The organism is Staphylococcus sp. MB377, assembly GCF_001922505.1.
In the GTDB taxonomy this organism is placed as follows: domain Bacteria; phylum Bacillota; class Bacilli; order Staphylococcales; family Staphylococcaceae; genus Staphylococcus; species Staphylococcus haemolyticus.
Genome location: NZ_MAON01000033.1, coordinates 92,207 through 106,825 on the forward strand (window position 1 = coordinate 92,207; position 14,619 = coordinate 106,825).

Annotated in this window: 17 protein-coding genes, 2 pseudogenes and 1 riboswitch; all 19 genes and pseudogenes read right to left on the minus strand. The window is 29.1% G+C overall.

The annotated features are described in order from the left end of the window. Positions 1-1,092, minus strand: a complete 1,092-nt coding sequence (gcvT, locus tag BB045_RS07565) for a glycine cleavage system aminomethyltransferase GcvT (RefSeq protein ID WP_070442828.1) — start codon at positions 1,090-1,092, stop codon at positions 1-3. A 76-nt stretch (positions 1,093-1,168) separates the two neighbouring features. Then, positions 1,169-1,285: riboswitch (glycine riboswitch) on the minus strand. Further along, the gene (locus tag BB045_RS07570) at positions 1,282-1,800 is read right to left on the minus strand and encodes a shikimate kinase (protein WP_075140637.1); all 519 of its coding nucleotides are present in this window, start codon (positions 1,798-1,800) and stop codon (positions 1,282-1,284) included. Its footprint overlaps the riboswitch before it by 4 nt. A gap of 159 nt (positions 1,801-1,959) precedes the next feature. Next, positions 1,960-2,211 (minus strand): hypothetical protein, encoded by a 252-nt coding sequence (locus tag BB045_RS12435; protein ID WP_240556425.1) that lies wholly within the window; start codon positions 2,209-2,211, stop codon positions 1,960-1,962. Positions 2,212-2,368: 157 nt separating this feature from the next. Continuing rightward, positions 2,369-2,668, minus strand: coding sequence for a hypothetical protein (locus BB045_RS07580; RefSeq protein WP_011275672.1), 300 nt, complete (start codon positions 2,666-2,668; stop codon positions 2,369-2,371). Beyond that, the gene (comGD, locus tag BB045_RS07585) at positions 2,649-3,101 is read right to left on the minus strand and encodes a competence type IV pilus minor pilin ComGD (protein ID WP_245164761.1); all 453 of its coding nucleotides are present in this window, start codon (positions 3,099-3,101) and stop codon (positions 2,649-2,651) included. The genes BB045_RS07580 and comGD overlap by 20 nt, the downstream gene beginning before the upstream one ends. Continuing rightward, entirely contained in the window at positions 3,082-3,402 is a 321-nt protein-coding gene (gene comGC / locus BB045_RS07590; protein ID WP_011275670.1) for a competence type IV pilus major pilin ComGC, read from the minus strand. Before comGC ends, comGD begins: the two co-directional genes overlap by 20 nt. A gap of 13 nt (positions 3,403-3,415) precedes the next feature. Further along, positions 3,416-4,481: pseudogene (comGB, locus tag BB045_RS07595) on the minus strand (competence type IV pilus assembly protein ComGB). After that, on the minus strand, positions 4,453-5,427 hold the full coding sequence (comGA, locus tag BB045_RS07600) for a competence type IV pilus ATPase ComGA (RefSeq protein WP_070581607.1): 975 nt from the start codon (positions 5,425-5,427) through the stop codon (positions 4,453-4,455). The pseudogene comGB and the gene comGA overlap by 29 nt, the downstream one beginning before the upstream one ends. Positions 5,428-5,478: 51 nt before the next feature. Beyond that, complete coding sequence (locus BB045_RS07605; RefSeq protein WP_075140638.1) at positions 5,479-6,105, minus strand: MBL fold metallo-hydrolase; 627 nt, start codon at positions 6,103-6,105, stop codon at positions 5,479-5,481. Between the two features lies 1 nt (position 6,106). Next, complete coding sequence (locus BB045_RS07610) at positions 6,107-6,430, minus strand: MTH1187 family thiamine-binding protein (RefSeq protein ID WP_011275666.1); 324 nt, start codon at positions 6,428-6,430, stop codon at positions 6,107-6,109. After that, on the minus strand, positions 6,430-7,416 hold the full coding sequence (locus BB045_RS07615; RefSeq protein ID WP_011275665.1) for an ROK family glucokinase: 987 nt from the start codon (positions 7,414-7,416) through the stop codon (positions 6,430-6,432). The genes BB045_RS07610 and BB045_RS07615 overlap by 1 nt, the downstream gene beginning before the upstream one ends. After that, complete coding sequence (locus BB045_RS07620) at positions 7,413-7,616, minus strand: YqgQ family protein (protein WP_070861509.1); 204 nt, start codon at positions 7,614-7,616, stop codon at positions 7,413-7,415. Before BB045_RS07620 ends, BB045_RS07615 begins: the two co-directional genes overlap by 4 nt. Then, positions 7,600-9,057, minus strand: coding sequence for a rhomboid family protein (locus BB045_RS07625; RefSeq protein ID WP_075140639.1), 1,458 nt, complete (start codon positions 9,055-9,057; stop codon positions 7,600-7,602). Before BB045_RS07625 ends, BB045_RS07620 begins: the two co-directional genes overlap by 17 nt. A gap of 15 nt (positions 9,058-9,072) precedes the next feature. Next, positions 9,073-9,609 (minus strand): 5-formyltetrahydrofolate cyclo-ligase, encoded by a 537-nt coding sequence (locus BB045_RS07630; RefSeq protein WP_070581602.1) that lies wholly within the window; start codon positions 9,607-9,609, stop codon positions 9,073-9,075. A gap of 237 nt (positions 9,610-9,846) precedes the next feature. After that, a complete protein-coding gene (rpmG, locus tag BB045_RS07635) occupies positions 9,847-9,996 on the minus strand; it encodes a 50S ribosomal protein L33 (protein ID WP_011275661.1) in 150 nt (49 codons plus the stop codon). A gap of 117 nt (positions 9,997-10,113) precedes the next feature. Then, a complete protein-coding gene (locus BB045_RS07640) occupies positions 10,114-12,159 on the minus strand; it encodes a peptidoglycan D,D-transpeptidase FtsI family protein (protein WP_075140640.1) in 2,046 nt (681 codons plus the stop codon). A 127-nt stretch (positions 12,160-12,286) separates the two neighbouring features. Beyond that, positions 12,287-12,886 (minus strand): superoxide dismutase, encoded by a 600-nt coding sequence (locus BB045_RS07645; RefSeq protein WP_037558187.1) that lies wholly within the window; start codon positions 12,884-12,886, stop codon positions 12,287-12,289. Between the two features lie 456 nt (positions 12,887-13,342). Continuing rightward, positions 13,343-13,765 carry a Fur family transcriptional regulator gene (locus BB045_RS07650; protein WP_011275658.1) on the minus strand — a complete coding sequence of 141 codons (423 nt, stop codon included), beginning with the start codon at positions 13,763-13,765 and terminating at the stop codon, positions 13,343-13,345. Next, positions 13,752-14,614: pseudogene (locus BB045_RS07655) on the minus strand (metal ABC transporter permease). Before BB045_RS07655 ends, BB045_RS07650 begins: the two are co-directional and overlap by 14 nt. Positions 14,615-14,619 lie beyond the last annotated feature (5 nt).

Sequence of the window (14,619 nt, forward strand, 5' to 3'; positions counted from 1 at the left end):
TTATTTTTCAATTTGGTTTTTCTTAACAATTTTAGCTTTAAGCTGTCTTTTACGTACTTGAACTAATAATTCTCGTCCCATTTCAAATTCATCTCGCTTAATAATTGCCATAGCGATTGATTTACCTGAAGATGGTGCTTGTGTTCCTGAAGTAACTTCCCCAATTTCGTTACCATCAAGGTCTAAAACAGGATAACCAGTTCTTGCAATACCTTTATCAAGCAACTCTAAGCCAACAGTTCTACGTTCTGAACCATTTTCTTTTTGGTCTTTTAACACTGATTTACCGATGAAGTCTTCTTCAATCAGTGGTTTAGCAGCAAAAGCAATTCCGCCTTCATATGGTGTGATAGATTCTGTTAAATCTTGACCATGTAATGGAAGGCCAGCTTCTAATCTTAATGTATCACGTGCACCGAGACCGCATGGAACTACATTATATTCAATGAAGCCGTTCCAAATGTCTACTGTGTCTTTTGCTTCACAATAGATTTCAAATCCGTCTTCACCTGTATAACCAGATTGAGATAAGATAACATTTTTTCCAAATAGAGTAACGTTTTGTTGGAAATCAAATGGTTTCATTTCACTTACATTTATATCAACTAACCCGCTTACCAAATCTCTTGCTTTAGGACCTTGAACAGCTAACTGACCGAATTGATCAGATACATTTGATACTTCAACATCAAATTTAGGTGCATGTTTTTGTACCCAAGCAAAATCTTTATCTGTATTTGCAGCGTTAACAATTAATAGATAATCATTGTCGCCGATTTTGTATGTTACTAAGTCATCAATAATACCGCCTTCTTCGTTACATAAAGCAGTATATTGAGCTTTAGTATCAGTAAGGTTGTTAGTATCGTTTGAAAGTAAGTATTGGACAAATTTACTTGCATCATTGCCTTTTATAGAGATTTCTCCCATATGGCTTACATCGAACATACCTACTTCATATCTAACTGCATTATGTTCTTCTTTGATACTTGTAAATTGAACAGGCATTGCCCATCCACCGAATTCTACTATTTTTGCACCACTGTCAACATAATTTTGATACAATGGTGTTTTTTTTAATTCGCTTGTCATTAGAAAACCCCCTATAATTTTTATAAAAAACAGAGTAGCAAATAGCTACCCTGTTTATACACTTAATCCAGGAATGCGTAGCAGTATTATCCTTTTGCCTGAGAGTTTAGTAGTTAACTTGCACCTTCGGCGATAAAAATTATTATACTTAAATTTAAGTATAATAATTTTTATTCTCTCTAATACTGATCAACCGCAAGTAAGATAATTTATAATCTCATTATAAATTTCTCTGATTGTTTTATCACTATTCACTTTCATGAATGCGATTTCATTATATCTTGAAATCCTTGATAAATACAAGTTATTTAACTGTTTTTTGGATTTATCAATTGCATTTGGTCTATGATTATCGTTTATTACTCTCTTGAAGATAACATCTATGTCACAATCTAGCCAAAAAATGTATTTATACTGTCTCAAATGATTTAGTGATTCATTATATTCGATAACACCACCACCTGTTGCAATAACATCGTATTTTTTTGTACATTCAATTAAGTAGTTATATTCAATTTTCCTAAAACCGATTTCTCCAAGTTCCTCAAAGATATCTGGTATTGTTTTATTTTCTTTTATTTCTATATATGCATCTAAATCTATGAAACTTAATCGATTTTCTAATGATAAGTATTCTCCAATAGTACTTTTACCTGTGCCCATAAAGCCGATAAGAATTATTGGTGATTTTTTTTTATTCAATAGCATCACCCTTTTTAAAATAGTTGATTTATCTTCAAATCATAATAACTACTAATGTTATGAATTGTCTTCAATTTTAAACTATATTGAGTTGTATAAAAAGAGATGATTGATAAATATATGATAAATATGAGCATAGTATAGATGCTTATGAAACCTTTATAGTTATAAATAAAGTGTTTTGTCATAGAAATTCTCCCTACTTCCAATTCTTAAAAACACTTCTATAATTCCTTTATGATTAGAAATGAACTTCGCATTTAAAACATTATTTAGTAGTGTAATATTCCCTCTATTATTACTTACAAAAATAATTTTTTGATTTTGATATTTAATGAAACTATTTTGATTCTGTTGTTTAAGTAAAATTGAATGTTCATCAATTAATTTTAAAGAAATTGCTTTAGAATTGGTCATTTTATTAAGGTCCAATTGAAAAAATGAATATTCTAATTGGTCAAATTCATAGGCCGCACTTAAGTAAGTATCAGTCAAACGAAATAGATGGGGTATTATAGTTAAAATGATTATAGTAATTAATAAGGATATTAGCATTTCTATAAAAGTAAATCCTTTAGTTACTAAGCTGAACACAGACCTTATTCTTAGATAAACTATTATTATTGCATATCGTATTTTTATAAATTTTAATTTCATATTTTCCTATAGTAATCCCCTTCTTTAATTCTTTAATACTATAATGTTTTTGGCTTGTGATAATAGCACTTTTCATATCTAAAATTTCGTATTGATTACGTAAATTGAAATTTAATTGTTGTAATAGAGGTAAGAATATTAAAGTAATAAAAGTTAGAATCAAAAAACCTAATAAACTATCAATTAATAAACTTCCCCTAATTTGATAATTTAACAAATCTTATCCTTCCTTTATCAATGTTAAAAATTACTCTGTAAATATTCTCTTTAGCTTTCAAAATGATTGAACCAAAATGATTAATTTTACCTTCATTATTGAATGTTATGGTGTGTACTTTTGCAACTGAAATAATTTTAGTGCCAAATAATCCTAATTTGTATTTATTTCCATTTTGTTCAATAATATTCATTGCTGTTGCTTGTTTGCTAAATACAATTGTAATTGATTGGTTCTCAGCAATTGCTTTTGATTTGATAAACTCTAATTGGGTGATGATATTTTTTACTTTTAATTCATTTTCGATTAAATCTAATTTAGTTTTAGTATAAATGCTTGGGGAAATCATAATAATTATTATTAAAATTAATAAGGTAAGCAATGTTTCAAGAAGAGTAAACGCAGTAAATTGACTAGTTCGCAATAGCCTCACCATTAGATATTGTAATAGTTTCTCCCGATCTGCATTGTTTTTGTCCTTCTTTTATAAGGCCATCATTGATAAGATCATTTATATTAGAAGGTGTACGATTATGTTTTAAAGTATATGCTTCTATTTGACTATTTATCATTTTGACTTGAGCTTCACAACCTGTGGACTGGATATGTGCTGTTTGTTTTGCAATGTTTGGAATAATTAATATTAGTAATACACTGATAATTAGTAATACTAATAACATTTCTATTAGAGTAAAAGCTTTTAACTTTTTTAAATTTTCAAAGTGATTTTTCATATTAAACTCCTTATCATTTAATATTTTGCATTAACTGAAACATTGGTAACATAATTACTAAATACAAACTAACAATGAACAAGCCTAGAAACAGAAAAACAATTGGTTGAATGATTTTTGTATGAAGAAGTGATTTTTCTTTAAATCTATTAATTAAAATACTTGAGTAAATTTTAAGTTCTATATCTAATTTAGCACTTTTTTCTCCCTGCTTTATAAATTTAATTAAGTCTTTTTGAAAACACGGCATCATAGCTAAACTATTTGCTAAAGTTTCACCACTATTAGTTTTATCCATTAAAAACTCCCCTAGAAATCTTAAATATTCATTATCATTTTGTTTAATATATGTTGTAACAATGTCCTGTAAACTTACGCCATTTTTATAAAATAGACTTAAATCATTAGATATTTGATAAGTTTTAAAAATTTTATAATAGCTATTAAACAAAGGTATTGATGATAAAATAATTATTTTTTTAGAAGTTTCTATTCGTAATAATACTATGGTTAAAATTACAAAAATTAAAATTAAAATAGTAATGAAAAAGATAATAAAAGTAGGAAAAGAAGTAATCATTGAGGTTAGAAATTTCTGATAAAATGATAAATTTACATCCAAAGAAATGTATAGTTGTTCAAATTGCGGAATGACAGTATAGTTTAATACTACTATCATACACATAAAAATACAGCATAATAAGAGTGGATATTGAACAGCTTTAATTACTTGCTGTTTTGCAGATAAATTTGTCTTTAAATATTTGATGGACTCCTCTAAAGCGTCTTCTAAATTTCCATATTTTTGTGAAAAAATAGATTTGAGTTGTAATTGAATTTGGATAACCTATCAAATTTAATACTTCATAACATGTTTCACCTGATTTAATAGATGCTATGATTTTATTTTTTAATTCTTTATCTCTGTATTTGAAATATAGGTTGATGAACTCAAAACTCTCTAAAAGTGTGAAGCCACTTTTTAATAAGTTTGACAGTGTTTCAAGTAAGTGAATCATTTGTGCACTCGTTAAATTCTTAGATGACAATTTAAAAATATTTACTTGCAGTATCTTCACAAATTGTTCCTTCTTTAGATAATAAATTTAATTGCTGTTCTAAATTATTAAAATTATGTGGCATTGTTTGTTCATGCTCGAAGAAATATTGTATCTGCTTTTTATCTATTGTTTCACAAATTAAGCGACGCTCATTCTGAGTAGTCGTTATTAATCTTTGATTAGAAATGATATTGATAGATTGAGTTAATTCTTGAATTGAAATTCCCATCTCAAGTAATCGAAGTAATGCACCTCTACAATTAGTAGAATGCATGGTTGATAATACAAGGTGTCCACTCAAACTAGCTTGAATAACACATTTAGCAACTTCTGCGTCTCTTATTTCACCTATTAAAATAATATCAGGATCACATCTTAATATAGCTTTAAATGAACTTATGTAGTCTATACCTGCCTTTTTATTTATTGATATTTGGGTAATGCCTTTTAGTAATTGCTCAACTGGGTTTTCGATAGTGATAACATTAAGATTTAATTCTTTATATGCATGTAGAACCATTTGATACATCAGAGTACTTTTTCCGGATCCTGTGGGTCCAGTTAATAGAATTAATCCCTGTTTTTTATTTACTAGGTGTTTAAAATCGTTAAATTCTTTATATTCTTTTTTTGCTTGAAAATATTGAGGAATTATCCTAATTACACAACTTTCTACACCTAAGGACAAAGGTAATGTTGAAATCCGTAAATAAAAAGTAGATTTAGATTGATAAGTATAACGACCACTTTGAGCGGATTGTTGAGATGAAACATCCAAACCTGATTTGAACTTCATAAATACTAATAATTTTTGATATACATCTAAGTTGAATATTTCATAAAGTTCAAGATAATCATTAATTCTAAATTTAATATGAACTTCATCAACTGAAGGGATAAAATGTATGTCGCTCGCATTTTTTGAAATAGCTTTATTAACTATCTCTCTGAATAATAGTTTCAAAAAAACACCTCCTACATATATAAACGTAAGAGGTGAAGAAATTACTTTATTTTATTGGCCATCTAAAAATGGATTTAATTGCTCGTCATCGACTGTTGTATATGGACCATGGCCAGGGAATAATGGTAAATCGCCTTCTAATTCAAATAATTTATCTTTAATAGAATCAACCAGTGTTTCATAATCACCGCGATATAAGTCAGTACGACCTATACCATTGTTAAATAACGTGTCACCGACTACTGCGAAATCCTCAAATACATACGTCAAACTTCCAGGAGAATGACCAGGAGTATGCAGTACATTGAATTTAAATCCTTCAATATTGGACTCACCTTCATCTAATTGGTTTGGTTTGACGTTACTAGTAATTAAAGGCATACCATATTGCTTAAACTTAGCAGAACCATTTTTATCAGAATCCTTTAGAAAACTAAACTCCTCTTTATTCATGTATAAAGGTACTTCATATTTATTAACGACATCGTCTAATGCACCAATATGATCAAAGTGCGCATGTGTTAATAAAATTGCTTTTAATGGTTTGTTAATTTGATTTAATTTTTTAAAAATCTTATCTGGTTCACCAGCAGGATCGATTAATATAACACTTTCTTCATTCTCAATAAAATATGCATTAGTATCTACCAATCCTAAAGTTAAGCTTGAGATTTTCATATTATTCTCCTTGATTATCGATATGTTTTTGAACTGATTTTAGTTTATCATTCATTTTACGAGATTTATCGCGTCTATCATCTATACGTAAGTTTGTACAAACTCTATCAATACCTTTATTAAATGGCAATTCATGGATTGCTTGTACTACTTCGAATAAGTCTTTTAAATCCCCTTCGATTAGAGTATTCATTGGGGTTAATTGATAATCAATTTTTCCTTCTTGTTTAAAACTTTCTAATTTCATTTGTATCTCTGCAATATATTTACTAACACTTGGTCCTTCAGTTCCAACTGGAATAATAACTACATCAACAATAGCCATTATTTAACACCACCCTTTTCTAATATATATGTTTTAATTAGCCCTGCTGCACCAGTTATTCCTGCATCATTTCCTAGTTGAGCTTGAACAATTTCAGTATCTTTTTGAGCGGGAGTGAATGTTAAGTTGTGGTACTCAGTTTTAATATTTTCGATTAAAATCAAACCAGCTGTTGACATACCTCCACCTAAAACGATGTATTTGGGGTTGCTTGTTGCGCTAATAATACTACATAAATAAGCGATGTGGTTTGCCACTTTTTCAGTAATAAAGATACAGAATTGATCACCGGCTTTAGCGGCATCAAATACGGCTTTAGCTGTAACTTTATTGTCTTTTATTAACGGTAATATTGATGATTTAAACGTTAATTTTGGATAATAAAAATTAACCAAATTAACGACACCAGTAGCAGAAGCAACAGTTTCTATACAACCTGATTTACCACAATTACAATTAAAGCGTTGATCAAAATCTGTTCTGATGTGACCTATTTCTGCACCTGATCCATTATGACCATGGACAAGTTCACCATTAGAGATAATACCTCCGCCTAAACCGGTACCTAATGTTATAGCAACTACATCGTCAGCACCTTGGCCTGCACCTTTATGTTTTTCTCCTAATGCCGCTACATTAGCATCATTATCAACATAAACAGGACAGTTAATAAATTCACTAAATATTTGTCGAACATTTACACTACCTGGCCAATGCAAATTAACTGCCCCATTAACAATGCCAGTTTCAAAATCAACAGGCCCTGGTACACCAATTCCAACACCAATGACATCATCAATTTTTAATTGGTGAGTTGAAAGTGTTTCGTTAAATGAATCATAGATATTCTTTAATAATGTTTTGCCCGTGTGGTCAGACGTATCTGTTTTAATAGACCATTTGTGTAGTTGTTCGAGTTCCCCATTGAATATTCCAAGTTTACAAGTTGTTCCACCAATATCTGCTGCTAAAATAATATCTTTCATTTATGCTCATTCCTTCTTTGTTTAATTAATAAAATACATTTTAGGTATTCATCTTTAGATAGTAGTTCGTAATGATATAATGATTTTATTTCTTGTAGCATCATTTCATACATATCGTTTGGATTTTTAAAATAGATAATAAATCCATAATGCTTTAAAAGCTGTAATACATCATAGAAATTTTTAATTTCTCGATTCATTTGATTGATCCAACTCTTTTTTTAAATTTTTATAATCATTATTGTCAGAATTAATAGTTAAAGCTTTTTTTACATATTTGAGTGCTTTTTCATTATCATCAAGTGCTCTATTAGCAATTGCAAGTTCATAGTTCAAAAGACCAGAATTTGGATGGTTTTTTAAACCGCGTTCCCAATCCGCCATGCCCTCTGCTCTAGAACTTGTAGCTGCTGTTATAAGCCCCTTTAAATAATACGTTCGATCGTCATCATAACCTTTGTCAATTGTATGGTTTACAATTGAACTTGCCTCTTTATAATTATAGTCTAATATAGCATCCTCAATTAATTTATCATAAATATTTTCTTCTTTAATAGTAAAAATTCTTACCTGTAATGCAACAAACAAAACAAGCAATATAATTAAGAAAATCCAAAATAAATTACGGTTGTGTGTGAAATAATAACCAATTAAAGTGATTAAAACACCACCAATAAATCCTCCTAGATGAGCCATAATATTAATATTAGACATAAATAATGATAAAGCAATTAGCACTAATAATGCGATTAACATTTGACCAATTGTTTTTCTAGAATAGGTCTTACTTACAAACATCATTGCAAAAATTGAGCCTATTAGCCCGAAAATAGCTCCGCTAGCACCTACAGATACAGTATGAAGATTAAATGATAGTGAAATAAAATTTCCGAGTAAACCAGAAATTACATAAATCCCTAGCATTCTTAATGGGCCGACTATAGATTCGACTATCTTACCGAAAATAAATAATGATAGCATATTTATTAAAATGTGCTCAAAATTAAAGTGTAGAAACATGGATGTTATTAGACGATACCATTCACCATGAACGACGTTAAAGTGTACTAATCCACCTAAATCTAACAATTTAACATCGGAAAAATGATTTAGATAAAGAATCATTATTAGCCATATCAAAACGTTAATTATGATTAACCCATATGTCATAGGTGTAAAACGCAAAATATGTTTATCAATTGGGTTTTGTGACAATACACGTCGTTTATAGTAATTTGATAGTTTGTTATCTTGTCTAAACATTAATTTAGTTAATATATTATTATGAATCAATTTATGTAAATCATTGTTATTTGAAATACTCATGCTTTCTATTTTAATGGGACTAGAGTCAGCGGATTTGATATTATCAAATATTTGATCTGTGAAATAATAATATTTAACGCTTTTTAATTTAAAATTGAGGTCATCCTCATATTGTTGATAATTATCCAACATTTTAGCTTTATCAAACTGAATTTCTTGGTTAGAAGCGATATCTTTCCTAAATATCACTAGCTTGTTTTTCTTTTTATGTATAAGCCAAATTTCAGTATCATTTTTATCAATATTTACAATGTGATAATTGTAATATTTTATAAAATAATAGATAGACTTCCAGAAGTATTTTTCTGTATCCATTAATTCCTCCAAAATTTAAGTATTGAAAATTATTAATTTTTCAACAGGTTGATCATGGGATTCGATATCAAACTGTGTTAATTGTAGGTCATAAATTAAACTAATAGTATTGGCATTTGAATCACTTAAGAAGCGATCATAATATCCTCCACCATAACCTATTCGATAACCATCATCTCTAAAAGCAACTCCAGGAACAACAATTAAATCTAATTGATCAGTAATTTCAGTGTCATCATTAACATATAATAAGCCTTTTTCATCCTTTTCAAGTTGGTTTAAAGATAGTAGCTGTTTAAAATTCATTTCTTTTAATTTGTAGTTTGTATTAGGAACAAAGACTTTCTTATCATAAGTTAACATCGTTTCGATGATGGGATAAGTATCTACTTCATGAGGCATAGATAAAACAATACCTATTCTTTTCGCGTTTTTATATTCAGTATTATTGATTAATTGATTCTTCAACCATGCGTCTGCACGAAGTTTGTGTTCTTTTTCTAATTGTTTCATTTGAGATAATATTTCTTTTCTAATCTCTTTTTTACTCATAACATCCCCACTCTCTAGACACTATATATATTATAACGTTATTAAAAGAGGATGTCATTTATATGAAATAAAAAAGGAGCTAGACAGAATCCATTATGGATTCATAGTCTTGCCCCTGTAAGGATGACTTGAGCCAAAAAACGCAACTTTAGCGTTTTTTCGGCTCAAGTCGGCTACTGCAAATTAGCAATGTAGTCTTATAAAATTATTTTTGAAACAAACTCTTTAGATGAGTTATTATTTAGTTTCACGGTGTAAAGTGTGTTTATTATCACGTGAACAATATTTTTTCATTTCAACACGTTCAGGATTAGTTCTTTTGTTTTTAGTAGAAATGTAGTTTCTATCTCCACATTCTGTACAAGCTAATGTTACATTTACGCGCATGTTAAATCCTCCTTACCTTTTCTAAATACGACTTTATAATCATACCACTTAGTTTAAAAATTGAAAAGTATTATTTTTGATGCTCTAAAAACTTTCAATTCATTAAAAGTAAAATAGTTATTTTTTATCGTCAAAGTAATAATTAATTACATCTCTTCCTAGGTCTCCACCATTTAACCATGGTGGTGGGACAGGTTGATTTGTATATACAATCGAGAATGATAGTTTAGGATTTTTGATAGGTGCATAACCTATATATGTTGAATTAACTCTAGATTCACCATCTTGGAATACTTCAGCAGTACCTGTTTTTCCTGCAGATGGTACTTTAGTTTTGTGGAAACTTGAATAACCTGTTCCATCTTGCTTATTGAATGCCATCTCAAATCCTTTTTGAACTTCATTAATTTCATCTTCAGAATTATTTACTTTGTTTAATACATTACCTTTGATTTTTTGTTTAACAGGTCCAATGTCATCACTATTTGTAGCATCATGAATTGCTAATCCAATGTGCGGTTGAATTCTATAACCATCATTAGCTATTGTAGAAACGTACTGTGATAATTGAATTGGACTATATGTGTCATATTGACCAATTGATAAATCAAGGTAATTGCCTGAATTGTTTGTTAATGGTTCAATTTGACCAATTGTTTCATTTGGCAAGTCAATACCTGTTTTAACTCCCAATCCGACTTGATTAAGTCCTTTTCTTAATTTCTTGCCAGCTTCACTTATATCTGTAGGTAAGCCCATTCCACTATAGTAAGGATCTCCGGCTAATTTAAGAGCAGTTTTAAACATATATACGTTTGAAGAGTGCATTAATGCTTCTTTATCATTAATTCTGACTTTATCATTTTTATTAAAGTATGAGCGTTTTGTTAATCCACCTTTAAAATGAAGTGGCTCATCTATCATTTCCTCGCCAACTTTAATCGCATTATTTTGATATCCAGCTAATAGGGTTCCACCTTTTACTGAAGAACCAACTGCAAATTGACCAGTAAAGTTTCCTAAATCATAATCTGTTAGCTTACCATTTTTATCGATTTGTTTTCCTGCCATAGCTAAAATATCGCCATTTTTAGGATTTTGCACTACAATAAGCGCGTTATCCATATCTTTAGCACCTTGACTGCGTAACGTCTTGATTTGACTTTCTAATAAAGATTCTACTTTTTTCTGTAAGTCTATATCAATTGTTAACTGTAAATCATCGCCTCTAGATCCAGGATTGATTACTTCAGAGTTTATGACTTTTCCAGATTTATCAGTAGTATATTTCATTTCTTTTTTCTTACCACGTAATATATCTTCATATTGATATTCTAAATAAGATTTACCAACTCTATCATTTCGAGAATAACCTTTAGCTAAATATTGTTCGGTCAATTCTTTAGGAATACCTTCACTTGATGTAGATACACTACCAAATATACTTCTTAATGTATCTCCATAAGGATAGCGTCGGTCCCAATCCATAGTTGTATTTACACCTGGAAGACTATCAAGTTGCTGTGACACTGCAGCATATTCTTTTTCACTTACATCTTCATTCTTAATTGTTTGCGGGTTCATGGTAGAACCAGCAGACATTTCACGAGAAATTGCTAAAACTTGCAAGTCTTTTTTTGATAAACTATTAATTTGTTTGTCTCCAACTTTTTTATATAATTGTTTATCATATTGATCTTGGGTAATACTACCTTCATTTAACATTGAAGTTTCTTTTTTCATTAATTTGTCTACTTCATCTTGATGTTTTTGAATCCAAAAATCTTGTTTATCTCTTTCAGTAATTTTGTCAGTTTTCATAGTAATAAGAGATGACAATTTTTTTGCAGTATCGAGCATATCTTTTTGACTTGTTTTCCTAGATCTTGTGTATGTAATCGTTAGTTTAGAAGCATTATCTACTAATACTTTTCCATTCCTATCAAGAATTCTTCCCCTAGGAACAGATTCATTTACAGTTATGTTTTCATCGTTTTTTACTAGTTGGCTATAATGGGAGCCTTGCGCAATTTGTAAATATCCTAACCTTAAAACTATAATTCCAAATATAACTACAATAGCACCAAACACAAAACTTATTCGTTTATTCATTGTGTGCTTTATTTTTTCATCATTAGACTTTTCCTTTAACCTTTTAAGCAAGATAACCTACCTCAATTATTAAACATGTTTACTCATAAATGATATATGAAAATTAAACATATTACCATCATTTTAATAAAAAAAGTGGCCTCTTATAGAGGCCACAAATTAATTAGGAAATATAGAATTATTTTGTTGCATTGTATAATTCGTCAACTTTTTCCCAGTTAACAACATTCCAGAAAGCACTAATATAATCTGGACGTTTGTTTTGATATTTAAGGTAATAAGCGTGTTCCCAAACATCTAAACCTAAGATAGGTGTTTTACCTTCAGTTAATGGGTTATCTTGGTTAGGTGTAGTAACAATTTCTAATTGACCATTGTTAACAACTAACCATGCCCAACCTGAACCGAAACGAGCTGCTGCTTTGTCAGCGAATTCTTTTTTGAATTCATCTAAAGAGCCCCATTGTTCTTTGATTTTATCAACAACAGTACCTTTTTCTTCAGAATTAGGAGTTAATAATTCCCAGAATAATGAGTGATTTAAGTGTCCGCCACCATTATTACGAACAGCTGTTTGAATATCTTCAGGTACACTATCTAAGTTAGCAACAATTTCTTCAATTGATTTAGATTCAAGATCTGTTCCCTCAACTGCAGAATTTAATTTGGTAACATAAGTGTTGTGATGTTTGTCATGATGGATTTCCATAGTTTGTTTGTCAATGTGTGGTTCTAATGCATCTGCTGCATATGGTAAATTTGGTAATTCAAAAGCCATAATTAATCATCCTCCTAAAAATTCGTTACATTTATAATAACAAGTTATTAACTAAGCAACAAAATATTTGCTTGCAACTAATATTAATACGCTTATTATTAACTTACTTTTATAATATAACTCAAAATGATAACTTTTAAACATAATTACAAACTATAATTGGTTATTTTTAAATAATTCCTACTTTTGACCTATGTATATCAAAATTTTTTAATTACATTTAATTTTAAGATTGTTAAATTGAATTAAAATATGATTTGTTTTCTATTTTGTTAATCTATTAATTCTTTAATGGAATTTTCAGTCGACTGACTCAAAAAAACTGAGAAAGCTACAATTAACACTTTCTCAGTTTAGATTGCTAATATATATTTGCAATTTTGTCTTACAATAATTCATTATTAAATTATTTAAGTGTATTAGTAAAAACAATTGATATTTATATTTCAAAAAATTTTATTTTGAGTTTTGTTTTTGACACTCTTCACATACGCCATAAACTTCTAGTTTATGGGTGTGAATATCTACATTAGGTAGATACACCTTTATTTGATCAATTGGACAAAAATCAATAACTTTAGTATCACCACAATTTTCACAAATAAAGTGATGATGGTGATGATTCATACAAGCAATTCTAAATTTCATTTCACCATCTAATTCAGTACTCTCAATAATTTTTAAGTCTTTAAATAAATGTAAATTACGATAAATTGTATCGAAAGAAATACCTGGATAATCTTTGTCTAATTGTTGTTGAATATGTTTTGCATTAATGTATTTATCTTCTTTAACAAAAATATTAATCATATCTTCACGTTTCTTAGTATATTTCAAACCATTATCTTTTAAAATTTTAATTGCATCATTTGTATTCATAAGTTATTGCCCCTTTTTAAGTCTTACAATTGATTTTTGGAATAACATTGTAAGTCCTAATAATAAAACTAATAGTACTACAATAACACCACCCGGTGAAATATTCATATAAAATGCTAAAACAAGGCCCATTATAACTGAAAATTCGCCAATTATGACACTTAAAATGATTAATTGTTTGAAACCCTTAGTTATTCTCATTGCTATAGCAATGGGTAATGTTATTAATGCACTGACTAAAAGTATGCCAACCACTCTCATTGAAGCAGAAATTACCATAGCCACGATAACAATAAATAAAAATTGAATCCATTTAGGAATATTTACAACTCTACTATATTCTTCGTCAAATGAAAGTATAAATAATTCTTTATAAAATAAAGTAATAAATAAAACAACGACAATTGCTATAACTACAACCGTTAAAAAATCACTAAGACTGACCGCACTTATGGAACCAAATAGTAAACCTACAATTTCTTGGTTAAATCCATCTGCAAGAGAAATAAAAATGGCACTTAGTGCAATCCCTGTGCTCATAATAATTGGTATGGCAATCTCTTGATAGTTAGAATACGATGTTCTTAACTTTTCAATTAAAAGCGCACCTACAATAGCATATAATATACCAAACCACATCGGATTAATAATAGCTAGTGCGGGTGACAAAGTTAGTATAAACATGCCAAATGAGATACCGCCTAGTGTAACATGGCTAAGCGCATCTGCAATCAAAGATAATCTTCTTACAACTATAAAAGCACCAATTAAAGGTGCAATAAATCCAATTAAAATACCACTAAGTAATGAATATCTCATGAAGTCGAAATTTAATAACGCTTCAATCATGGATA